This window comes from Ruegeria sp. YKSD163, from assembly GCF_059612905.1.
In genome coordinates, this window is sequence record NZ_JBXWRM010000003.1 from 96,244 (window position 1) to 122,861 (window position 26,618).

The following is a 26,618-nucleotide window of genomic DNA, read 5'->3' on the forward strand; positions in this document are numbered from 1 at the left end:
GGCTGTCTCCTTCAGGAACGATCCCGATGTTATGACGCAAAGTCAACGTTTTATAGTCCTTTGTTATGGCTACCTGGGCCGTTAGCAGGAGACCTGCAAAAAGACATCGGGAAGGCGCAAGCCGATACGGATGAGAGGTAGTGCCCCATAGGGCTCCGCGGTGCGAAAGGCCCCCCGCAGCTAGCGGAGGGCCATTCGCAAGGCGGGTGGCAAATCCTGCAATCGCACTCAGAGCGCGAAGTGCTGCGCCCCACCTGATGGGGGCGCGACGAACGCACCGGTTTCATCGTCATAGACCAGATAGTCGGTCACATCCGGCGTGGAGCGGTCGTCGAGCAGCCACGGAACGTAGATTCCGGACTGTGCGACAATATCCAGGTAGCTCTGGCTGCGGCCATGCTGATCCAGATCGCCTCCCAACTCGTTCCAGCCGACGAATACGTTCTTCTGGCTGTTCAGCGTGGTCATGCTCCCGCTCAAGAGAGCCTCGTTTGTCCAGGCGATGACCTGCGGTGCAGAGGCCGGATAGCCGACCTGGGCACTGGTGGCGTTCAGCAATGCAGCGACGGCGTGGCGCATCAGGGCGTTCTCGCCCCCTCCGTTCAGGTCAAGCGCATCGACCAGCGTCACATCTGCCAGGTGAGCATAGCTGACTGGAATGTCGAACACCGTACCCAGTGTCTGCTGCGGATCGTAGATCAGCATGCCATCCGAGGTAGCGGGCCACGCAGAAGCGCCGTTCTGGGTGGCGTTGTTCTTCCAGAAACCTGGTGTCAAACCAGCGGCCTGCCCCTGCTGCACGCCATGATGATGGGCCAGGTCGGTGTCGGTGATTGACCGATCCTCGCCCGCGAAAACAGCGGCAGCATTTCCGTATGCACCGATCGAGGCCGATGCATTGACAGCACCGTCCGAGGTGAACAGCCATGTCTCGCCGACATCCAGCATCCCGTCATTGTCGGTATCCCCATCAACATATATGGCGGCAAAGTCGTCGCTGGTATCGTCCGGTGTACCCGCGTCGTCGATCACACCGGTGAGTTTGTCGAGAACAATCTCGCCGGCCCCTTCGTTGGTGACAAGGTAGGTCCAGATCAGCGGCGTACCTTCGACGAACAACGGTCCGGGCGCATCGTTTGCGTCCTCGAGTTCCGTCGGGGCATAGACATTGACTGCATTGACCGCTTTGACCAGCTTCACCCGGTCCTCAACGCCGGTGAGACGCGCGTTGTCGGTCGCCGACACCTGCTCGTTCTGATCAGTTGCCGCAACGGCGATAGCGATGTTCTCGTAGTCGCCTTCCGGCGCAACGCCGACCGCAACGTAGAGCCAGGTCTCGCCGGGATCGAGCAGACCGTTGCCATCATCGCCTGACACGTAGGACGGCAAGAAGTCGTCGGAACCATCACCCGGCGTGCCCGCATCGTCGATCAGGTTAATGACGGCCAAGGTCTCTTCACCCGTGTTGGACAGAAGATAGGTCCAGGTGACGTCCTGACCGGCGCGGACCTTGACTGGGATCGTGTCGGCATCCTCTGCCTCGGTCGGGTTCAGCGGATCGACAGCATTCACCGCTTTTTCCAGGGTGATTTCCGCGGTGTCCGGCGGCGTAGAGCCTTGATAGCGGGCAAGATCACTGTCGGTGACCTGCCTGCCTTCGGCATCGGTCGCGGTGACGGTCGCCACATTGACATAGTCGCCCGGTGTCACGATGCCGACAGCGCGATAGAGCCATGTCTCGCCAAAGTCGAGCAACCCGTTGTTGTTGGCGTCACCCGCAACATAGTTCGGCGCGAAATCGTCGGAACTGTCGCCAGGCGTGCCCGCATCGTCGATCAGACTTCCGACGGCAAGCGCGCCACCGCCCGCATTGCCGACAAGGTAAGTCCAGACGACCGCGTCGCCCGAGTTAAGGTCCGGGCCGCTCAAAGTGTTGGCGTCTTCGGCAACCGTCGGGTTCCACGGATTGACCGCGTTGACCGCCTTGACAAGCGTGACTGCCGAGCCGCCAGGAATCATGGTGCCCGTGTGATGGTTCACGTCTGTATCTGTCGCTTTGCGGCCGTAGGCGTCGCTGACCGTCACCCTGACCTCGTTGACATAATCACCGTCGGCGGCGACGCCGTCCAAAGACGCCAGCCAGGTCTCTCCCGGGTCCAGAATGCCGTTGCCGTCGTCGCCGGAGACATAGACCGGCGCGCGGTCATCCGACCTGTTGTCCGGCGTACCGGCGTCATCCACGATGCTGTCCAGCGAGACCGAAACGGTGCCGTCATTGGTGATCAGGTAGGTCCACAATACGGCAGACCCCGTCTCCAGCACCGGACCCGGACCGGCATCGGCATCTTCGGCAGCCGTGGGATTGAGGGGATCCAAGGCATTGATCGCCTTTTCGATCGTCACGGACGGCGGTGGGTCGGTCACAAAGATGCCCACGTGATGGTTGGCGTCCGAAGCCGTCGGAGCCGCACCCCGCGATCCGCGCGCCGTTACGGTGGCAACATTTGAATAGGCCCCCGCCACGACGGTGTGATCCCCAACGCCTTCGGAAGTGTACAGCCAAACCTCGCCCGGATCGAGACGCCGGTTACCGTTGGAATCGCCCGAGACGTAGGTCGGAGTGAACCGGTCGCCATCCGCATCTGTATCGCTGACCGACAGCCGATGAAGCGACTCGTCCCCGGTGTTCGACACGAGATAGGTCCAGATCACATCGGTCCCGATCGCGAGCTCGACGGCTTCGGCCGCAGTGTCCGCATCCTCGGCATCGGTGGGGAACCACGGATCTACGGCGTTGATCGCCTTTTCGATCTGGATACCCACCTCGATAGTGCCGGGCTCGGCCGGCCCGGAGGGGGTGGAACCGGCGGCCGTTTGCAGTGGCGCGCGAACGGTGTCGTTCTCGGGTCCGCCGGCGCTGTCAAAAGCGCCCCGGCCGTTTCCGGGCTGCGGATCACGCGGCGCACCGTGCTGGTCACCCCATTCGGGGTCCTGCGGCGTGACCATGGCAATCACGTCATAGGCCTCGGCCCGGCTGGTCGCGGCACCCGTGGCCTCGGCCAGATCCAAAAGGAACTCGACGGCGTGCGGCGATGGCAACCGGTTCACCGTGGGCGCGCCGAAACGCGAGAACGGAACGATGAAACTGTTGTATTCGCCGGTCCAGTCGAACATCCGGTCGGTGCCGGTGTTGGCGATCAGGACATCGCGACCGCCGCCGCCAAAGGCAAAGTCCGCCGCGCCACCGGTGGTTTGCGGGGTAACCGCACTGTCCGAAGTGTCGTTCCGGCCGTCGTTTGTACCCAAGTTATCGTCGAGCTGGAGATAATCATCTCCCCACCCGCCAAACATCCGGTCATGTCCCGTGCCGCCAAACACAACGTCGTTGCCGTCGCCGCCAAAGATCGCGTCCTTGCCGTCCTCGATCAGGTTGCCGTCGTCATCGAAGGTCCGGAAGTTCAGGAAGTAATTCTCGATGATCGGGCGCGGATCGTACGGGTCATAGAAGGTCTGATAGCTGCCGGTCGTACGATCATAGAACTCTGACAGGATCCCGCTATCTGGTTCGTACAACATCGGCGTATTGGCGATGGGCCGGGTGTCGTTGTGGAAGATCGGCAGCGCCTCGGCGCCCGAAGCTGCATCATCCCCGGCTCCGGCATGGATGAAATCGTCACCCAGACCACCGTAGATGATGTCATTGCCACCCTCTTTGGGCAGGATCGCGTCGACGGTGATCTTCAGGTAACCTTCCAGATCCACCTCTGCGCCGATCCAGGGCCCGGGGATCGAAAGGGTCTGCTGCGACTCTGCCCCGATGCCGTTCAGAGGCTCGGCCAGACCATTGCGGCTGACCCGGATCACGCCATCGTCGCCAAGCAGACCGTCTTCGCCTGTCCCGCCAAAGATACGGTCGTCACCGGTGCCGCCGATGATCTGGTCGTCGTGGCCGTTGCCATAGCCCACGTCGTTACCCGTCATCAGGTAGATTATGTCATCGCCATCCTCGCCATAGACAAGGTCGCTGGCGCCGAGGCTGCCGACATCCGTGCCTGGCGTGTAGTCCAGCTGAACCACGGCACGCGGGATCAGGCGGATGTCGCCGCGCAGGTGCGCTTGCGAGGGATCGGCCGTGTTGTTGCCGATGTCCGGGGTCCTGTCGTAGTTGTAGGCCAGCCAGACGTTGGGAGCATCGAGAAGGTCGAAGATGTTGCCATTGTCGCCGACGATCACATCTGCGTCACGACCATGTTCCGATCGCGCGCCCAGCGTACTGTCCGCATCAGTACCAAGGATATTGATGGCAATCTGCGTCCCGGCCCCGCCAAAGATAATGTCAGAGCCATCCGGGCGCTGCTCGGGTGTTACGAGCGTATACAACGAAGAACTACCACCGATCAGATCGTCCTGACCCAGGTTGCCAAAGATCAGGTCGTTGCCGCCGCCACCTTCGACATAGTCGTCGCCATCGGTTTCGGCCTCGAACGAGGGCACGTGCACAAGCATGCCGTCCGTGTCGCGTGTGGCCGACACCGGGAGGTCGAGGATCGCACCGTCGCCCTGGACGGAATCATCCCCGAGTTGCGCAAAGATCTTGTCGTGCGAGGCACCACCCGCGATGTCGTCATTGCCGAACTGACCATCATTGCGCGCCTGATAGGCAACGTCGTGATAGAGCTCGGTAATCTCGAAGGCGGTCCAAGGTGAGCCCGAGTGGCGCGGGTCGACGAACAGCGTTACGTTGTCCACATTTGCCGAGCCATCGCGGTTGTAGATGGTGGATCCGGTCAGGCGCACGATACGTGCATCCTGATCCTGGTGCGGTCCCTCCGCGCGCTGTACCAGCGTGACATTGTCGCCAAAGATCAGGTCCTGGTCGGTGCCACCGTCGATCCGGTCGCCGTTCGGCACACCCTGCACGACCCGGTTCGCGCCACCGATCAGGATATCGCGCCCGGCATCGCCAAAGATCAGGTCGTCACCGCCGTTGTCGATCTCTGAACTCGCGATCTCTACAATGTACTCATAGGCCGTGGTCCGAATCCGTAGCGGCGGTTCGGTCACGTCGATGCGGCCGTGGTCACCAAAGACGACGTCGTCGCCGATGCCGCCAAAGACGGAATCGTCCCCCACGATCATGGCATCGCCCGCCTCGGAGATCAGCGCGCCCGCAACCGGGATGGTCAGGACCGGCCCGGCCAGCTCGCGCTTTTCAGCGATGGTCAGCGTGTCGTCGTTATAGACCGTCAAATCGCCGAACATGTCGACGTTAAAGCCGCTGTCGCCCCAAATCTGGTCCAGTCCCTGCTGGCCGAAGATTGCGTCGTTGCCGCCGCCGCCGGCCAGATGGTCGCCTTCGCGGCTGCCCATGATCAGGTCATCGTTGCCGCCGCCATAGGCGGTCACCTTGCCCGCGCCGCCGCCTGCGGTGACCCGCGCCTGACGTAGGCCGTCTGGCAGAACCGCGCCATCTTCCAACGTCAGGGTCAGGCCGTCTGTCGAGATCTCGGCGATGCGGTAGCTGGCAGTCAAGCCATTGGCCAGTTCGACCTCGACCGCGCGCCCTTGGCGGAAGCCCGCATCCAGCCAGCTCGAGGTCGCCTGGATGGTCAGGGCAGTGGCGTCGAAAGTCATCTCGCCGGCCAGTTCTGCAAAGACGAGGATCTGATCCTTGCCCGCGATCAGGAAAGGATCAGCCAGTGGCATCAAGAAGCTGGACCGGAGGTCGGCCAGCGCCTCGGTGGTAAACGGCGGGAAGGGTCGTTCGCCGAAGTTGTGGCCCTCGCTGTCGCTGCCAGAACCGGAATAGAACAGGCCGTCCTGCGAGGTGTCACCGTAGATCACCAAGAGCGATTCCGATCCGCCGCCACCGTCGACCATGATCAGGTCGCCGCCGTCCTCGGTCCGGTTGCCGCCGCCGTGGATCATCGTCAGGCCGCCATGGATCGCGGTCTCTCCGCCCTGCCCGGCTGTGGTCGGTTGGAGCGTGCCGTCAATCCGCAGGGCGTCGTCGCCCTTGCCCATCATGATGTTCAGCACCTCGATGCTCGACAGGAGAGAATCTGTGGTAAAGTTGCCGTTCACGTCGAGCACCTGGGTGCCCCAAGAGATGCCTCCGGGCACCGTGGTGGGCTCACCGAAATCTGTTTCCTCGAAGCTGAGTTCCGTGGCCATGCCGAAGCCGGTCAGCCCAGTGGGCGTCAACACGCCGGACTTATCCTCCTGCGAGGCGTCGTCAAAAATGTTAAGGACGTCGATTTGCGCAAACTCGTCGGGCTGCGGGCCTATGCCGACGGCCTCGCCCGGTGTCTCGCCCGGCAGGATGATTGCCGGGATCAAAGTGCGGTCGGCACCAGTCACTCCGCCCTCTACCGACAACGGACCCTGGATGTTGGTCAGGCGGTGCACGGAAGAGAACGACATCTTGTTCTGCAGGTAGACCGGCAGGGTATAATCATCGTTGGCCTCGACCGTGATCCGGACCTCGGTTGCCCAGTTGCTGTCGTCGAACTGAATTGCATCGGCAACGCGGACGACGCGGATATCGCCGGTGCCCGCGGTAAGATCGGCAGACGGTGTCAGGCGCAAGAACTCGCGATCCTGATTGTCGATTTCCAGCAGCGCGATCTGGTACAGTCCCGCATTCGGCCCGCTGCCGATGCGGATCTCGTGCCCCGGAAGGAAGCCGTCGGCGTACCAGCTGCCGCCGTCGGTACGCGTGATGGTGTCACCATCGACGGTGACGCCGTTTTCTGTGATGGTCTCGTTTCCGAAGATCACCTGCCCGTTGAACAGCATCGCGATAGACACTTCGCCCAGCGAGACGGTCGCATCGACCCCACCGGTGAAATTGGCGCCGGCAAGGGTGATCGTGGTGTCGGTGACAGCGGTGACCTCGTAATATTCCTCGGTACCGGTATCGTTCGCCGTGCTGCCGGAAATCGCAATGCGGGCGCCGACATATAGGTTGGCATCCAGGAAAGAGCCCAGGTCGGTGCGCGTTATCGTGTCCCCCGAGAAGCTGACAGGGCCATCGAAGAACTCGGCAACCTCGAATGTGCCTACATCGACATTCTCGATCAGACGGTCGCTGTTGTCGGACGTGTCGATGGCGCTGACGATGGACGCTTGCCCGTCCGTCAGAAGCGGGATCGTCACCACCTCGCCTGCGTTGGGCGCCGAGGTCAGCCGGATGGTGTAATCGTCGTCGGAAAGGGGCGTGACCAGAGTGTCACCGGCGCTTTCGGTGATGACCACACCGGGGGTGTCGTTATCCAGAACCTTGACGCCCAGAACCTGGTTGGCAGCATCATCAAAGGCGCCGCCGGTCGAGGTGACCGTCGCCTGGATCTGCAGACCACGCGGGTCTTCGGGGATGTCATCGTCTATGGCGGTCAGTGTGACATACTTGACGGTATCCCAATCCGAGGCGTCGAATGTGATCGTAGGCATGTCGAAGGCCAGTTGCGCCTCGGTTCCCGGCGCGAACAGTTCGGCCAGCGAGACGGTGACGGTCTCGCCCGGGTCAGGCGCCCGGGTAAGCGAGATGCCAACCCGGTCGGTAAAGCCATCGGGGCCTTCCAGAACACGCGTGTCAGTGCCCTCGTGCGTGAGGATCACGTCGGCCTGATCGTTGTCCAGAATCGTGACCTCGACGTTGCGCACGGCAAGGCCGTCGTACAGATCGACGGCGTCTTGATCGGCGCCGTTTTCATTGATCGCCTGAACGCTATGGCTGATGACGATCTTGCGCTCGCCCTCTTCCAGACTGTCATCCGAGGCGGCAATCCAGACGGTCTGCGCGTCGGACCAATTGGTCGAGTCGAATACCAGAACGACATCGCGGGTCGGAACCTGTTCGTCGGTCCCGTTGACCGAAACCGTGTCGAAGTAATCGCCCTCGGAGGCGCCGATCAGGACCGAGTCGCCCTCGTCCGGCAGGCCATCGTTGTTGCGATCCAGCAGAATGCGAGGCGCCTCGGTCGGGTCCCAGGCATCCTCGTCGTCTGACGAGCGCGCTGCCGAAACGGTGATATAGACCCTGGTGCCGACTGCAATGGCCTCGTTGAGCGAAATCTCATAACGGTCGCCGAAATCGCCTTCGCGAACAACGGAATAACCGTCTTCGTCGCCGTTCTCGTCGACCTCGCGAATGCTGACAGGACCGCTGCCGTCACCCGCCACGGTCATCTCGACGCCTTCGATGGACAGGCCTTCGTAGCGGCCGTCGCTGAGGACATCGTGGTTGATGACAGAGCTCTGCCCTTCCAGTCCGGCGCTGCTGATCTGCTCGGTCACATCACCAGCGACATTGATCACATCGCTGCCGAGGTTGCCGATGATGCGCACGGCAACGCCGATGGGGGTGGAGAGGACGAAGAAGTCGTCGTCGCCCTCCAGGCCATCGACTTCAAGCACTTCAATGTTCTCGAAGTTGACGTTCAGGCCGCCGCCAAAGATGCCATCTTCGCGGATGACAAAAGCGTCCCCGAACTCGGTCCCAAGGACAATAACCTTATCATAGCCCGTGCCGCCGTCGATCGAGACCGGGGCGTTGAGATTGTAGGTCACCTGGTCTTCACCGGTACCGGTGTTGATGATGTTGCGGCCTTCGACCGAGTACCGGTCAATGATCGGGTCGAAATTCTCATCGGCCAGCGCAAAGGCGCGAACCACGAATATGTCGTTGCCCGCGTCGCCCTCCAGCCGGATCTCCGCCTTGTTGGAATAGACGATGAAGGTATCGCCACCATCGCCCCCCTTGGCCAACAGCGGCTGGGACGGACCCGCGGTGATGTAACCGCGGGTGGTGCGGATGACCTCTGTCGGCTCGTCGCCGGGCACCGCGTTCAGGTGGAATGCTGCCCCTTCGGGGTTTTCAGCATCCAGAACACCGTGGAACTGGCCAATCTGGAAGCGATCGGCCCCTGCCCCTGCATCCAGCGTGGTGATCGTGCTGTTGCCGTCGACGGCAAACATGTCGTCGCCCCCAAGGCCAAAGACGGTCAGCCGACCATTGACCGCGCGGTCGTAGTTGACCCTCTGTACGCTAGCTGGCCGCTCGGTGGAGGTCTGAGCCTGGTCGATGGCATTATCCAGCGAAGTGTCGGTGCCATTCGGATCCGCGTGCAGCAACGCGACGAAGCCAGGCCGGTCGGTGACGCGGTTCTCGATTGCGGTGATCTCGCGCAGCAGGAACAAGTCGGCGCCGTCCGAGCCAGTGATCGCCAGCGTATCGGCGCCATCGTCGGGTGCGCCGGTATCGAGAACGTTGATCACATAGTCGCGCTCGTCGCCGTAGGTGCCAGTCGTGTTGATGACGTAGACGTCTGTGTCTTCGGCCCCGTCAAGGTCAAGCGTGTCGCGGTTGCCGTTGTTGCGATACGTGTCCATCGTCATCAGCGCGTTGACGGCAATCTCGTCCTCGTCGCCTGCGGTGCGGATAAAGCCTTGGGTAATCAGCGTCAGCGAGTTGACGGTGATGATGTCCACGTCGTCGCCGGATTGAAGCACGAACTGATCAGTGTTCTGGTCGCCGCGGGTCTGAATGGTTCCGGTCAACTCGGCAGTGCTTCCATATCCGCTGTCGGCGTCGGTGGTCGAACGCGACGAGCCGGTGCGGGTGGTGTCGAGCTGCATCGTTACCGTCTGGCCAGCAATCACCTGGCTGTTTGCCTCCATCGAGAGATTGTCACCGACCCAAAGGTCCACGGTGTTGAAGGCATCGACAAGAGCATAATCAAAGCTTTGCACCGCGTTCTGCACCACAAGACGAGTGCCGTTTTCAAGCAGATACAGGTCCTCGGCCGGGGATGACACATCACGCGGCAGGATGCGCGGCACTTCGGCGTGGCTGTAAGGCGAGGTCGGCAGGGTCGGCGTGGCAGGCGTGTCCGGGATGGTCAGCCGCACCGCGCCGCCCGTGGACAGGGCGTAGAGCAGGTTCAACTCGTTCGCTGTCTCGGTCAGGTAGACGCCAGTGTCGCCATCGGCAGTCACCACACCGGACCAGTCGCCCAGAATGCCGGAATCGATATCAAAATCGTCCGAGGACAGACCGATGGAGCCGCCGTCGGCCAGCAGGTCAACATTCCGACCAGTGACGTTGTCGTCTTCATCCGCGCCAGAGTTGGAGTCGAGAATCGACCCTGCCCGGGTCGTCAGCGTGACGTCGCCCAACTCGGAATCCACCGTGTTAACGCGCATGTTGCCCGCTGTCTCGGTGATCCGGATGGTGCGTTCGGCGTCCGCAGTCAGGACACCGGTCTGCGATACGCTCAGGACGCTGTCGACCAGATTGGTTTCCAGGAAATCCGCGTCGGTGCCGATACCGCCGGTACGGGCGGTCATGGTGATGTTGACGCCGCCGACGTCCCAAGGATCGGGCGTGCCGTCGGTTGGATCGGAATCGAGAATGTCGCGCGGTGCTTCAAGAGTCACGTCACCAGCGGAGGAGTCGATCCGGCCGACACGCAGATCGTCGAGGTCGTCGCTCAGGACGGCGTCGATCTCGGTCAGGAAGATGTCGCCATTGGTGGCAGCGTCGATGTAATGCGCGCCAGTTCCGTCGGAGTCACCCTGCCGGATATTTGTATTCGCGACGATGCGGACGGTGTTGTCGCCCGGCGCACGTACGGTTGAACCATCAGGATCGGTTCCATCGACCGTGACCCGGCTGCCCGCCTCGATCAGCTCGAAGTCCCAAGTGGTGACAGTCAGTTCGGTCGGCGTGGCGGAATAACCCGCGCCGGGTCCGAGATCACGGTTCACGGTATCCGGATCATCATAGAAGAACTGATAGTAGGTGCCATTGTCTCCGGTATCGTTGGAGAGGGGTGGGCCGGGATCGCCAGTGACGAGGACACCCTGGCTCTGACCATCCACATCCTCGCGAACGGCAGACCGCAGGGCAAGTGACGCCTCGGTCGCGGCCGCCACGATGCCGACCGCCACGGTGGCTGTGGTCTGTGTGGTGTCGCCGGTACGGATGCGCAGGCCAAGGTCCATCCAGATGTTGTCGCCCGACGCTGCATACAAAGCTTCGTTCTCGCTGGCGACGCGGGTCAGATCCACCTTGATCGCCGTACTATCGGAGCCGATATCTCCCTTGGTCGCTTCTATCCCGTGGAACAGCGACACGATGCGCGTCGCGGTTCCGGCCGTAATTGAAGAGGCCCGGGTCAGTGTCAGCTTATCGCCATCGACATCGGCCACCTGGTGAACCTCGTCGCCGACGCGGATCAGGCCACGTTCCGCGATCGCCATGTCGGCCCAATCACCGCCATCGGTGCGCACCAACTCGACCGCGCCCGAAGCCCCGGTTTGTGCGGTGACTTCTAGTTCGGCCACCGCATAGGACATGAACTCTGTATCGCGGTAGCTGCGCGCCAGGTCGGCATCGCCCATCGTGTTGGTGCGGATGACCGCGCCCCCGGTCAGAATGTCACCACCGGTGTTCAGAATGCGGGTCTCGCCCAACGGGTTCTCAAGCGAGGCACCGTTGACGTTGCTCCCGGCAAGAACGATGTTCCCTGTCCCAAGATTGCGGATATCGATCAGGGCGTTGCCGTAGCTTTCCTTGATCGAGAACTGCATGGCGCTTTCGAGAATATCCAGGTCGACCAGCAGCACGCGGGCCTGACCGGCCTCGGCGATCATGTCGATCCGGTTCACCACCAGATCGTAATTGGACAGGTTGGTCAGCCGCACTTCGCCAAACCCGCGCAACACGCGCAGTTCGGTCCAGTGTTTGCCATCGAAATTTCCGTTCTCCTGGCTGATGCTGCCAATCGGCGCATTGAATACAACCGACCCAAGGTTCGCGGCGATGATGTCATCGACTTCGATCTGGTCGCTACCATTGAAGTCGTTGAACGCATCCGAGCCGACCTCGGGCAATATGAATACGCCGCTGTCGTTCATCAGTTTGACGTTGTAGGCCCGTACAACATCACCGCTTGAATCAACCACCAGTTCCGGTGACGGGCCTGCGCTGATTTCGATATCGGAATCCCATTCGATCAGGTCACCGTTGACGCTCACGTAGACTGCAAGGTCATCGTAACCGGGATAGGTGTTCAGAGCGCTTGGCGGGACATCGTTGGCATGGACATTTACTCCGCCAATCAAACGCGGGGCAGCAAAGATGGTCGCACCGGCATCGCCATCGACAACCAGACGCGTGCTTGCCGAGCCATAGGTATCCCCGGTGCCAGCGCCAATCCCCCAGAACACCGCCCGATAGTCACTCGCGTAGGTATAGCTCGCCCGATTGACTTCAAAATCTACACCACGACGCCCCTGAATCAGGGTTCCATCGGTCAATTGGTCCTTGCCGACAGCCAGGCTACCTTCGATCAACACCGCGGAATCATAGTCGAAGTTACTGTCAGACTCGGCACGTGTGCCGCCGAACAGGCCCCCGGCCTCGGCACGGGCATAACTGTCGATGGTCAGATCGCCAGACAGCAAACTGGAGGTCGGGCTGGCGAGGATGCCCATGTTGGCACTGACATCAACGGTTTCGGCATCGATTGCGGCACCATCACCAATGACCGAATTCGAACGGGCAGTCAGATCATTTTCAACATAGGCACCAGCGCCGGCGATCAGCCCGCCGCCGTCTGCGATGACTTCGGCCGTATGGTTGAAATCAAGCTGTGAGTACTGGCGGAAATTGCCTGCGGCCTCGATCGTGACATCTTGCGCCTGTACTTCGGTCAGTTCTGTGATCGCGCTGTCGCTGCTCAGGATCGTGGCTGAAGTCCCACCCGTTGTGACCCCTGTGATGCTGGTCAGTTTGCCCACTGCGGTGGTCGAATAGCTGCTGGCAATCTGATCGCCATCCGAATCCTGAACGCTGAGAAGACCACCCGCGATGTTGCTGACCACAAGGTCGAGGTTGGTATCGGTCAGCGAGTAAAGGGTCACATCACCGCCCGCACGGACGAGGTCAGCGTTGATGTAGGCCTGCGCCATCACATCCGCGCCGGAATCGGCAGTGGGGAAGGTGAACGCGCCGAAACCACCGCCGCCACCGCGCGCCTCGGCCTTGGTCTGACCGTCGAACGCGACGAAAACAGCTTCGCGGATGTCGCGACCCTCGGGTGTTTCCAGGCCCATGCCCGTGGCATCCGTCGGATCGTCGGGAAGCGCATTCAGGTTGACACGGAACTCGTGCCGGCCTTCGACAGGCGCGCCCAGATTCACCTCGACCCGTTCCAGCCGGTTGGCGTTGGACAGGGCCTGAACAACCACGGAGCCGTTTGCCAGAATGACGTTCACGGTGCCCGCAAAGGACATCGTGTTGCCCGACCCGTCGCGCAGGACAAAGCCGTCGGCCAACGCGCCGCCATTGCTGGCCACGGTGTAGGTTGTCCCCTCATCCAGCCCGATGATAGGCAGGTCAGCAGCCTTGGTCAGCGACTGCACCGCCTCGTTGCTGGGCAAGCGTGCCAGCTCAACCGGAGTAATCTCGATGTTGTTGGAGGAGTCGTTGGGGTCGGTGTAACCTACCGCTTCATAATAGGTTTCCGCCAGTTGAATACGATAGGCGTCGACAACTATGACATAGTATCCACGGCCCGAGGTCAGCCCGCCGACGGGCGTTCCGCCATCCTCGACCTCGTACAAGACCAAGTCACCGTTGGCAAAACCGTGCCCCTCGTACACACCGTCGCGGTTGGCATCGGTGCCCAGGTAGATCGTGTTGTTGTCCGTGGTGAGAAGCTCGCCGCCGCTATTCGTGTCAGGCGTTTGGCCGCTGCCCTGGAGGTCGATGAACGACGCCTCGAAGCTCTTTGTCGACCCGGTGTTCGAGTAGGTCACCAGATCATTTGCCGCAAAGGGCATTGAGACCGGATCGATGACGCCGGACGAGATGTTTCCGCCCGAGAAAGTCAGCCGGTCGGTGCTGGCGGTGAAATCCGAGGTGGCCAGGCGAATGGTGAATTCGTCCACCACGCGCACCTGATAGGTCGCGTCTGCGATCAGCCCACTGATCGGCGCGCCGCTGGGCTTATAGACGACCTCCATGTCGTCTTCGAAGTTATGCGCATAGGCGAACCGGATGGTATCGCTGAGAGCATCCACCTGCGCCGCGCCCTCGGGCGCCGCCTGGTAAATCAGATGGGTACCGGTCGACGCGGTCAGGTTCACCGGCGTACCTGTGCCGTTCTCGGCATCGGACTGGTTCGTGTACAGCTCGATCGCGTTCAGGTTCGCATCGACCACACGAACATAATACAGCTGCCCGGCGGGCGCCACGGCAGCTGCGCCGCCCGGATCGTAACCGACAAGCTGACCGGTATAGAGATCGGACGAAGCCCCGAGATAGATACGGTCAGCGGTGGCATCGACGCCCACCGGAGCCTCGACATCGAGAAGGCCGTTCTGCGACGAAGTGTCGATGGCCTGCGCCTCGGTCTCGTAAAGCTCGATCACGAAGTCATTGATCGCACGCACATAAGCCGTGCCGCCGGTGGCCGCATCGCTGGGCACGGTATCCCCGGTCGCAAGGCCGTGGGGCGAAGTGAAGGTGATCTGGTCGGTACCTGTGTCGATCCCGGAAATCGTGGCCGACACACCGATCACCGGCAGCTCGGCTGCCGTGGCGAGGAAGCTTTCAGAGGCATCGACCGTAAGCGCCGCACCGAAACGGAAATTGTCGGTCGGATCAGGCGAATTTCCGGCAATCTCCATCACCGTGTAGGTGCCGTTCGCCGCTCCAGCCCCGGTCAGGACGATGGAGTCACCCTCCTGCAACCCGTGCCGTTCAAAGTTGATGGTATCTTCGGTGCCGTCCATCGTCAGAGTGTTCGACGGAGGGGACGCATTTCCATCCTCGACCACCGCTCCAACGGTGACGTCATCCGCGATGACCACGCCATTGTCGCCCAGGAAAGCCTCGACGTCATTCCGCGCGTAGGCATCCGAAACAGAAGCCCCGACGAGGATCACGCCACCGCCATAGGCGCTGGCCTTGCCCTTGGCTTCGCCAACGATGTTCGACGCGGTAACGATAAGGTCACCGGTCAAATCCAGCGAGGCGCCATCGCCTGTGTAGGCGGCCGTGCGGGTGTAAGTGTGGGCGTTGGTTTGCGCGCCGCCCCCGGCAAGCAAGGCTCCGGTACCGACGAGCACATCAGAGAACGTGCCTGCCTGGCTGGTGGCCTCGACCGTGACATTGCGGCCGGTCACTTCGACGTTGTCGCCTATCCAGGCGAACGAGCCACTGCTCAGGTCGGAATCCGACAACAGGACCGAAATGGCCAGCCCGCCGCCCGATCCCACGTCGCCATCGACAGCGGCATAGTCGAACGAGGTGATGCTTTTCACCGTCAGGTCACCGGTCAGGTCAATGACCGCCCCGTCGCCGATCCAGGCATCGGCATTCGAGTATACCGAGTTGTCAGCAGACCCCACATAAGCGGTACCGGTGCTGCCAGCACCGCCGGCGATGCTGACGGCCACGACCAGAAGATCGACGGACGCCTTCCTTTGCTCTGCATTGGCAGTGACCGTCAGGTTGTCGGCCTCGATATCCGAGCCCGCACCGACATAGGCTTCCATCGTCGTGGTGACATAGGCGGTGGGAATAAGCGCGGCAATGGCAATGGCACCACCCGAGCCACCATGGGTGTAGGCATAGCTGTCGCTGTTCTCGATCGCGGTGATCGTGACATCGCCACCGTCGACAATCGTTGTGGCGGCAGCGTTGTTTCCCGGCGTCGTGCCGTCCCCCGGGCCGAAGCTGGCCGAGGTTTCCCCTGTGATGGCGCTGTCGGCCGAACCGCCACTGCCCGTGATCGCGGCGACGCCCGCAGCAAGCACTTCGCTGTCGGCATCGCGGAAAGCGTCGGCGGTGACGGTCAAGGCGCCGCCGGTGATCTGGGTGCTTTGGCCAACATTGGCAATGACGTCGGTGTTTATGGTCGTGCTGGCCAGCAGCGCTGTGATCGACAAGCCGCCGCCCGAACCGCCATCCGACAGGGTCTCGGCGATGGCCTCAGACACGGCCTGCACGGTGGTGCCGCCCGCCCCGATCGTCAGCGTGGTGGGAACAGTTGACGACGCCCGGTCGCGATCGGCCCCCACGGTGGCGCGGGTGGTGCCGGTGATCGTCGCCACGGCATTCGAACCAGCGCCGGCCAGCAGGCCGACGGCGGCACCGGTGATCTCGGCATAGGCGTCCAGATAGCTGTCGGCATCGACGATCAGGGCACGGGCGTTGATGATCGCTCCCTCGTCCACGATGGCCAGGACATCGCCGGAAATGTCGACCCCAGACAGAGAAGCGCTGATCGCGCCGCCGCCAACGGTTACGGCCGTTGCATCTACGTTGGCGTAATGCGTGGCATCGGCATCGACCTCGACTTCACCCGAGCCTTCCTCGGTGCCGTTCGCGGTGACTGTCTGGCGCGCGCTCCCCTCGGGGAGACCGATCAGCGCCTCGACGCTGCGGCTGACCATCACGTTGCCACTCGCGCCCTCTTCCGCATCTGGCGCGGCGCCGATCCCGGCGCCGGTGAGCAGGCCGACACCCACGGATATCAGACTGCCGTCCGCGGTGGCGGTGCTTGTCGAATTCACGCGAACATTGCGGCCGGTGACAATGGATGTCCCGGTGATTCCGCCCCGCACAAGTCCGGTGACCTCTGCGCTAGCAAGCATGACAGAAATCGACACCGCGCCAAATGCACCACCCTGCGCGGTGGCATAAGCCAGCGAGTCGATCTGCGCGTCGACGACAACATCGCCTGCGGTCGCCGTGACGGTGGAGCCGTCGATCAACGCGGTAACGTCGCTGTATACCAGCGCCTCGGCGGAAACGCCCGCACCCGAAATGGAGATCGGAACCACAGCGATGGATGCGGCGGTACCCGTGGATTTCAGCACGTTTTGCACAGCATCTGCATCGACCGTGACGTCATCGGCGGCGGTGACGGTGCTGGACTGTACAATCTGGGCGGTCACATCGCGGTCGATCTTGTTCTCGATCGCGACGCCTGCCCCGGCAAGGCCTGCGAGGCTGATCGAAACGGTCACGCCCACGGCCTCGCTATCGAGCGTTGTGGAATCCGAGGCGTCGACCGTCACATCCCCGGTGGCATTGACAGTACTGCCGTCGATCGATGCGGTGACAGACCCGAGCGCGTGGTTCTGCACGATAACCACTGCGGCGCTCACCGTGATAGAGATAAGCGAGATCGCCCCCGAAACCGAGACGGCGACCGTGGTGTCATCGAAGGTGACGTTGGAATCTGCCTGAACCCGGACATCCCCGGAAAGGTTATCGGTGATTTCGGTATCCTCGTCGGCGCCCGTAGCAGCAACAGTCGAGTTGGTGATGTTGGCGTCCAGCGTCGAGTTGAGCGTGTTGTACACCCCTGCCCCGGCGCCCGAGACGGATACGGAAACGCCATCCTTCAGGTTCAGCGCGACGCTGAACGCGAGAGAGGCGGCGACCCCGATGCCATCCATGGTCGAGACATCCTCGGCATAGACGTCGACGGCGCCGCCAGAGACGCGCGGCACGCCGGTGCTGTCGGTGGAATCGACGATCTCGGCCGTGATCGTGTTGCCGATGGTATTGGCGACATAACCGCCCGCGCCGCTGATTGCGATGGCGGTTTGTTGGCCGATTGAAATCGAGGCGGCAGCGCCCACTGAAATCGACTCGATGGACGCCGTGCTCCTGGCGTGCACGCTGATCGTGTCGCGCGCCTGAACCGTGGAATCCGAGATCCGCGCGGTCACCACATTGTCGATATCGTTGACCGACACGAAGGCGGCCAGAGCGATCGAGATCGCCGGATCGCCGAAGGACAGGCTGATCGCGCCGCCGTCGGCGCTGGCAAAGATATTGGCCTGATCATAGGCCAGAACATCGACTTTGCCGACCTTGTCGCCGTCGTTCACCCCTGCAACGGTGCTGTCTGCGGTGATCTCGGCGACGATCGTGTTGTCGATGTCATTGAAGGCGAAACCGCCTGCAAGGCTCGCCGAGATCGAGGCGTCGCCGGGGCTGATGGCGACCGCGCCCGCCACACCGATGGCGATGGCGTTGATCGTCGCATCCTCGGTCGCGTCATAATCAAACTCGGCAATCCCGGCGAGCTGGTCCTGCGCGTTCTGCGAAGTGGTCGGCACCGTGCTGGCACTGACCGTCACGTCGCCGCTGGTCAGAATGTCCGAGCCTGAGACACTGGCCAGGATGCCGTTCTCAATCTCGTTGACCGAAACCGAAGCGGCGATACTTGCCGCAACCGCAGTGCCGCCGCCGGCCAGGGCCAGTGTGAAAGACCCGGCCAATGCGAAGGTATCGATGGTCGAGCCGTCCTGGGCCAGGATCGTCGCGTTGCCACCATCATTGCTGGTAAAGGAGGAATCCGTGAAGGATGCCTCGGTATCGTAACCGACCCGGCTGATGGCAATGCTGCCCGCTCCGGAAAAGCCGATGGCATTGCTGTCGGTGATACCGATATCGGCGGACACCGAGACACCCAGAACGAACGTATCGATATCGGCGCCCGAAATCGCGCCGATGGAGAGAGCACCGTCATCCGTCTCCAATGTGGAACCGTTGACCGTCGCTCCAACGTCTGGGGTAGCGACGTCCTCGAGTCCCTCGATGTCGTTGACTGCCACGGCGATGCCGAGCGAGACCGAGGCCGTCGAGCTCAGACCCAGCGCGATCCCGACACCGCCTGCATCGGCCTTGATCTTCGAGTTTTCACCAAGACCGCCCTCGATACGGATGCCCTTGTCGCCGCCGGTGATCGTGGCACCGTCGACATCGGCCAGCGCGCGCAGCCGAATGCGGTTGCCCGACCCGGTCCCGGCCAAGGCAATCGCGGCATCCCCCTGCGAGGCGGTGCCCGCACCGGCGATTGTCAATGCGGTGATCTCTGTCGTCAGGTCGGCCTGAATGACAACGTCGTCGTCACCGGTATTGGACACGGTGCCCGCAGTAATTCTTGCTCCGTCCACGATGGCCATCGTGTCCGTGCTGAGGTTGTTGATCGCAATCGACAGGCCCAACCCACCTGCAAAGCCACCGCCGCCGCTGCCGGCCAGCGCCAGTGCCAGACCAAAACCGCCCGCGTCGGCGTCGATCGTGGCATTCTCCTTTGCAATGACCGACACCGCCCCTTTGGTCGCGGTCAGCTCTGTCTCGTCATTGTCCTCGGTCACTTCGGCATAGACGACCGTATGCAGGTTGTTGACGGATACGGACCCCACGCCGCTGAACGCATAGGAACTGCCACCAGAGCTATTCGAGATCGCCAGCGCTACACCATAGGTGTAATTCTCGATCTCGGACAGGTTGTCGGCCTTCACGGTGATGTCGCCTTCCGAGACGTCGATCTTGGAATCGTGCACTCGGGCAATGACCTCGAACGGGTCGTCCTCGGTGCCGATTTCGTTCACGCTGATCGCGATGCCGACTGCCGCAGCGGTGCTGCTGCCGCTGACGCCACCGGAATAAGAGAAGGCCAGCGCGCCGGAAATCGACATGATGTCGGGCGCGGCGGTGGCCAGAATCTCGGACGAGCCCTTGTAGACGGTAGCGTCGGAATCCGAGACATAGGACCGTACCTTGCCAGACAGCAGGTTGACGCCGACCGAAATGGCGACGCCAGCCGAGATCGTGCTGTTGCTTTGCGATGTGGTAACCGCACCGCCCAGGCTGCCGGCAAGCGAGAAGATGTCGCCAACGCGGTAAGCGTCGACGATCATGCCGCCTGCGCCGGTTGCCTCGATGCTGCTGTCGTTGGGGTCCGGGTCCTCAGTGATCGAGAAATCGGTGCCCAGCACCAGCGCCTCTGTATTGCCTTCCACTGTGTTGACGCTGACCGCACCAGCAACGCCGACACCGGTCTGGGTGCCCGAATTGCCGGTCTGCCCACGTGAAACGGCGATGGCAAAAGAACCAGAGACCGAAACCACCTGCGTTTCGTTGTTCGACGTGACCTCCAAAGAGCCCGCGTTCACAGTGCCGGCGTCGGTGATCGCGGCGCGCGTGGTGTCGTCGACGAAGTTTAGCGCGACAGAGCCAGAAATCCCGACCCCGGTGGTGACCGGGTTCTCCACCGGGGTGTCGCCGAACAAAATGCCCAGTGAGACACCATCGAGCGGGTCGTCAGATCTGTCGGGATGCTGTTCATTGGACTGGATGGCGCCCGCAATCGAGAAGCCCCAGATCGCGCCGTCGTTGATCGCCCGGACCGACAGCTGGCCGTCGAGATCAAGGTAATTGGTACTACCCGCCGTGTAAGAGGCTTCGGCGTCCGGGGCCTCGGGCCCGATCACGGCGCGGGTGTTGCGGGTCACGTCGTTGACCGCGACCGACACGCCGACGCCGACGGATTCGCCCAAGAAAAGACCGCCGGTGATACCGATATGGGTGTCCAGTGACCCCGCATAAAGGCGCGCGTCCTCGCCTGAAACATGGGCGCGATTACCCAGTTGCACCAACGTGTCGCTGTCCTGCTTGATGACCGCGATGGTGCCGCCGACCGCAAATCCCGAATCCGAGGCTGCGCCGGACTGGGCGAAGCCCAGGTTGAACAGCGCCTCTTCGGCCTTCATGTTGAAGCCACCCGATCGGCCAGTGAAGATCCGCGCGTTGTCCTCGACGATGGCGTGGGTCGTGTTGTCCACAAGCTTGACATACAGCGTGGCGCCGATGCCGCCCTTGCCGCCGCTGTTGCCGGCAACGCTGGGCGAGTTTGTGTCGAAGGGTGTGCCGCCGTCGAATGAAGCGCCACCGCTGGACACGTAGAGATCGTTCAGGCCCAGCGAGCCGAGCGACCAGCCAAAGATGCCGGCCATGTCGATCTGCTGCATGTAGGATGTTGCCTCGACCGAGACGACCTCCTGCCCGAAATACGGATCGGTTTCGTCCGCGTTGAACGAGGCGTCCTGATTGATCAGCGCGCCGTCCTTCACGGTCGCGATTGCCGTCGTGTCCTGGACCTGGAAATTGATAGAACCGGCAACGGAAACATTGTCGCCCTTGGAGGTCGAAGACGACCAGGTGTTCAGGAAGCTCGACAGACCGAAGGTATCATCGACATATTGCGTGATGGCGCCGTAGCCCTCGGTCTTGAACAGGTCGACCACCTCTCCGGCCGTGGTCGGCAGGAACTGATCGAGCGTCTGGGCGAAAGGATAGGTCACACCGGCAATCACGCGGGTGGCCCGTTTCGCGTTCATCTCGGCGCCGCTGTGAATCGTCGACTGGGCGTCGTTGTCGGTGATCGTCAGAATGACCGCAGCGCTCACGGTGTTCGGGGCGCTCTGCTCTCCTGTCGAGTTTTGTTCCTGCGGCTCGGTACTCGATGACGCAAAGCCTTTGTTCAGGTGCTCGATCTCGGCCTTGACCTCCAGATCTTCACCCGAGGTTATCCGCGCCGTCGGGTGAACATTGGCCGACACATCGTGATCGTTGTAGGCAAAGGCCAGCGCGACCGCCGCGCTCAAGCTGTTCGGGCTGGCGCCGGCGCTGTTCATGGCCGAGTTGGAGGAAGACTCGGTCGAGATGCGCCCCATCAGGCTGGAAAAGATGTTGCCCAGCAACGAGTCGCTGAGATTGTAGCCATCGGGGGAATTCGATCCGTTGGAGGACGCCGAACTGAGGCCTGCGCCGGCCTCTGTCGTGGTCTCGACCTCGAGGTTGGCGCCGATACCGACGCCAGTGGCAAAGCCCGGGTCCAGAATATGCGCGGCCCGAAGCGTGAAATCGTCGCCAGTCACGTTTCCAAGCTCGATCGCGACGCCCGCGTAAGCCTCATTCTCGGTCTCGGCAAGCTGGATGGTCTGGCCGTCGGCCCCAACGAAAGAGCGGGCCCCGCCGTCCAGGTTGAACTGGTTGGTGCCGGTGATGACATAGTAGGTATTGCCGCTGACAAGACCCTCGATTTCCGAGCCCGCTGCCGCCTCGTAAATCACCGCCTGTCCCAGCGGGTAAGTCTGGTCGACAGTGGTGAAATCCGTCCCGGTCCCGGTAAAGGCGCCGTTCGGCAGACTGATCTCACCCGTCTCGGAATTAACATCGGCGCCAGTGAACGACTTGTTGTTGGTCGCCGGATATAGCGGGCTGCTGGCCGTGCCGTTGAATTCGACCAGGTCGATGGCGTCGCCACGAAAGACGCTGTCCTCGAACTTGGCAAGCTGGATATAGTTGGGATCGGCCGAATCCTTGAGCACGTAATAGGTGGCGCCATCAATCAGGCCGCCGATGTTCTGCCCGCGGCTGGAGGTATAGACCACCGTATCCTCGGTCGCCAGCGCGTTCGGGCCGACAAAAATCTTGTCGTTGACCAGATCGACATATCCGCGTTGGCCCGGCGCCGCTAGCGGGTCGAACTCCAGCTTGACCACTGCGCCCGGTTCGTTGCGGCTGATAACCGTGCCATAGATGTTTGTGTGAACATCGGCATTCGACAATTCGATCGACAGTGCCGCACCGGCCGCACCGGAAGAGAACAGGCCCGATGAGGCCGAGGCCTGGGAATCGACCTCTCCGCCGGCCAGCAGATTGGCCGTCAGACCCGCCTCGATCCTCGCCCCATCGGCTACCGTAAGCGTAGAAGACAGCGTTGACCGCGCCACCGCCAGCGACAGCGAGACCTGACTGCTGGACGACGTCGGAACCGTGCCAAGGCTCGTATTCGTCTCAGCCGACATGTTGGCGGTCGAAGAGGCGTCGGACGTGACGACGACGAAACCGTCGGAATAGATGTTGGCGTCGCCGATATCGACAGTGGCGTTGGCGGTTGAATCCGCCCAGCCGAGGCTGGCGATCGAGAACCCCGCAGAACCCGAGGCATTGGTGACCGAGTTGGCATAAATACCCACCGCGGAATGGCCGGTAATATTGGCGCCGTCCGCAACTGTTACCTGTGCGTCGGTCTTTTTCACCAGGATCTGGAAAGGCAATTGCAGGACCGAAGTGACCTGATCAAGCAGCGGGCCGACAAGATTAGTGTCCAACTCTTGCGAGATTTCCAGCTGTTCGGCATAGCCGCGTTCCTCGGCCTGGGCGATCAGGTAGACGCCGCCCGCCTCGATGCTGGCGTTCTCTCCGATATCGACGGAAGCGTATTTGGGGATACCCGGAAAGATCGGCGACAGGTTTTCCAGCTCGGCCGTGCCCAGACGGCGGCTGCGGAATTCGATAAAGCCATCTTCGGAGGTATCACCGGTGATCGAGACGTTGTCGTTCACCGTGATCGTCTCGGCAATGACCTGCATCGACCCGCTACTGCCAAGGTCGATGCTGCCCGAGAAGGTCACGTCATCTTCGCCGCTGTCGCCCAGAAAGGTCTCTGCCCCTTCGTATTCGCCGTAGATGTAAAGCGATGCGTCCCAGTTGGCCGAAAGACTCTCGACTGTCAGTGTATCTGACCCGGATTTCAGGTTGATGGTCAGCGAATTGGTCGGGTTGACGAAGGTGATGTTCTCGAATGTCGGGATGAGACCGCCGGTTGTGCCGATGTACATAGTGCCCGCATTGAAGGCGTTCAGCACTGCATCATCGTCAAAGTCCGTCAGGTCGATCACCAGATCGTCCGCAGCATTATTCTGTGTGATCGGCTCCAGCCCCTGGTAGACCAGCGCCGTGCCGTCCAGCAGGATCTGACCATCGTTGGCCGTCGCGGCCTGATAGGACACACTGGAATAGCTGCCATCCAGAACGAGGCTGTCAAAGTCGCCATCACCGCCATCGATGGTGATGCCTTTGCGCATCTCGCTGGCCGCGAGATAGAATGTGTCGTCGCCCTGGGTGCCCGATAGCACCTCGATGCCGTTGAACGCGATATTGAACGTCGCAACTTCTACGTCATTGCCGTTGCGCAGCGTGACCGACGCAACACCCGCAGCGCCCTCTTCGGTGACATCGTCGATGTGCCAGTCGGTATAGGTGCGCAATCCGTTCTCCAGATCGCCCCCGACGACTCGCAAAGTGTCGGCACCTTCTCCGCCCTCGACTTCAAAGAGCGGTAAATTCGATGATTGTTTCGAGATTTCGAACAATGAAAGGGCGTCTATCTCGATCCGGTCGTCTTTTTCCGTCGAAATAACCCGGATCTGAGAGGTGAGCGGAACCGCATCCACACCACCAAAAGCCTGCGCGATCTGCGCTCCGCTGGAATTGAGTGCCCTCAGGGCGGCGCCTGATTCTGACTGGAATCCTTCAAGTCTGAGCTCTGCCGTATCGGCCTGCATCGCGTCGGCCATCGAGACCGCGAAATCAGCTGCCAGCAACAGTCTAGGCTCGAGTTGCTCAACATGAACTTTCCGACCGCTAGTGCCTGATTTGCGAGCATAAAGCGACCTACTGTCGCTGCGCGAACGTGGAATCTTCAGGCCCCGAATGAATGGGAATGACATGGACAAAATCCCCCGGCGGCGACACTCTAAAAATGCAGACTCTTGGCGAAGCATCGTGCGGCAAAACGCTTACCAATGCTAAAAAGCTTAGACAAAACGGGGGCTTTTGGCTACAAATTAGTTTAGGGGCCCAATAGTTTCAGAAGAGAAAACAATGACATCTGAAGGGATAGATTGACCATGCCCGTGCAACAACTTTTCTACAAAACGGCCGTTCCGGTCAGCGCCAAGCGGCATGGCGACCTTTCCATCAGCAGTGGAAAAACCTACGCCTTCGCGCGTCATACGAATTCAATTCCGCTCACCGCGCTTGAATTCGGTCCCGCCGCCGGCACTCATCCGATCGTATTCGCTGGAAATGGCGATGACGTGGTGCCCGCCATCATCGTCGGCACCCGCGACGACGAAAACCTGGCCGTGGATGCCGACGGCAACTGGGTCGGCAGCTACATCCCGGCCTTCGCCCGGCGTTATCCATTCGTCTTCTCGCTAGACAAGGAAAAAAATCAGTTCACCCTTTTGGTGGACGAAGAGTTCGAGGGGGCAAACCGCGACGGTCGCGGCGAGCGGTTGTTCGATTCGGACGGCGAACAGACCGGCTATCTGAAATCGGTACTGAAATTCCTGCAGGACTATCAGGCCGGCTTTGCCCGCACTCAGGCCTTTTGCAAGCGGCTTAAAGAACTCGATCTTCTGGTTCCGATGCAGGCCGAGTTCTCACTGGGCGCTGGCCAGAAGCGGACGTTGGGCGGTTTTCAGGTCGTCGACCGCGAAAAACTGAAGGCGCTATCCGGCGATGTTCTGGCCGATCTCTGCCGCAAGGATGAACTGGAATGCATCTACTTGCACCTTTCGTCGATGCGCCATTTCCATCGTATGCTGGAGCGCGCCAATACCGGATCCACCGAGGCAGAGCAGCCGACTGACACGGATGACGCGCCCGTACCGATGGCAGAGGCCTGACGCTGTCGATGCGCGCGGCAATTGTTTTCGCTGCGGCTCTGGCGGCAACGCCCTGTGGTGCCGAGGTCTACGACTGCGTGATCGATCCCTCCGAGACTGTTGACGTCGCCGGCTCCTCCGGCGGCGTCGTGGCGCGGGTTCATGTCGAACCGGGGGAACAGGTCGAAAAGGGGCAACTCCTCGCCGAACTCGACTCGACGATTCAGCGTGCCACGGTCGAGATGCTGCGCCTGCGTGCCGACGACACGTCGGAAATCGAAGCGCAGAAGTCCCAGCTTGCATTTCTTGAAGCGAGGCTTGCGCGGACACAGGAACTTTCGACGCGGGGCGTCGTAAGCCGCGAGGTTCTGGAGGAGATCCAGACGGCTGTTGAATCCGCCCGATCGGTTCTGGTCCGCGCGGAACTCGCCCGCCGCCTCGCGATGGAAGAACTGAAGCGCGCCGAGGCGGTGTTGTCTCTGCTCGAAATCCACAGCCCGATCGACGGGATCGTGCTGGAACGATACTTCGACGACGGCGAATACCTGCCTCAGGAAGGGCGCTTTGCGACAATCGTCGGACTTGACCCGCTGGATGTGATCACCTTCCTGCCAGTCGCAGAATACAACACGATACAGAATGGTGACGTGGCCCAAGTCCGCCCGGCCCTGCCCGTCGACGGAGTCTACCGGGCAGAGATATTTCGCATCGACCGGGTGTTCGACGTGGCCAGCGGCACATTCGGAGTGCATCTTCGCTTGGACAATCCGGAACTTGCCATTCCCGCCGGGCATCGTTGCAAGGTTGCCTTCGGCGGTGACGGCGAAGCGTCAGCATCGGATTGAGGATGCAGGCAAACAATGTCCAGCCAATCTCACCAGGCGCAGGCCCCCTGCTCTACGACCCCGCCAAATAACCCCTCCATCCGGCGAAAGCAGCGGTGCGGCTCAGCTTGAAATTCTGACGGCTGGTGAGGCTGCGCTTCGAATTGAGAGGCTTGCAGACCGAGGCGTGGGTGGAAGCGAATTCCTGCAAGCTTCGTCTTCGCCTAGCTCCGGTCCCCGATCAGCCAGTTCACGGTCGGCAGGCTGCAGAACAGCGCGCGCACCGATGTAATCGCTGACCTGCCCTGCGGAAACGAAGAAGTCGAGCGGGCGGCCTATGCTGTCGCAGATGGCATGCAGCTTGGTGTTCGTGCCGCCCTTGGTGCGGCCGATCAGGCGTCCACGCCCGCCCTTTTTCACGCCCAGGCTGGACGCGGTGCGATGTGCCTGTAG

3 protein-coding genes and 1 pseudogene are annotated in these 26,618 nt (G+C 61.6%); 2 read left to right on the plus strand and 2 right to left on the minus strand.

Annotation, left to right across the window (positions count from 1 at the left end; all coding sequences use genetic code 11):
- Positions 1 to 228 precede the first annotated feature (228 nt).
- Positions 229 to 24,273: a calcium-binding protein gene (locus tag AC2FNA_RS05865; RefSeq protein ID WP_496825113.1), complete on the minus strand. Its 24,045-nt coding sequence runs from the start codon at positions 24,271 to 24,273 to the stop codon at positions 229 to 231.
- A gap of 306 nt (positions 24,274 to 24,579) precedes the next feature.
- Here AC2FNA_RS05865 and AC2FNA_RS05870 point away from each other — a divergent pair, with 306 nt between their 5' ends.
- Both AC2FNA_RS05870 and AC2FNA_RS05875 read left to right on the plus strand, forming a co-directional pair.
- Entirely contained in the window at positions 24,580 to 25,362 is a 783-nt protein-coding gene (locus AC2FNA_RS05870; protein WP_496825269.1) for a SapC family protein, read from the plus strand.
- Between the two features lie 8 nt (positions 25,363 to 25,370).
- Positions 25,371 to 26,186 carry an efflux RND transporter periplasmic adaptor subunit gene (locus AC2FNA_RS05875; protein WP_496825114.1) on the plus strand — a complete coding sequence of 272 codons (816 nt, stop codon included), beginning with the start codon at positions 25,371 to 25,373 and terminating at the stop codon, positions 26,184 to 26,186.
- Positions 26,187 to 26,395: 209 nt separating this feature from the next.
- Here the strand turns inward: AC2FNA_RS05875 and AC2FNA_RS05880 are convergent.
- Positions 26,396 to 26,618: pseudogene (locus AC2FNA_RS05880) on the minus strand (IS5/IS1182 family transposase); the annotation flags it as partial.

Excerpts from the sequence above, each read along its gene's own strand:
- AC2FNA_RS05870 (WP_496825269.1), top strand. The coding sequence starts at position 24,580 with ATGCCCGTGCAACAACTTTTCTACAAAACGGCCGTTCCGGTCAGCGCC.
- AC2FNA_RS05875 (WP_496825114.1), top strand. The coding sequence starts at position 25,371 with ATGCGCGCGGCAATTGTTTTCGCTGCGGCTCTGGCGGCAACGCCCTGT.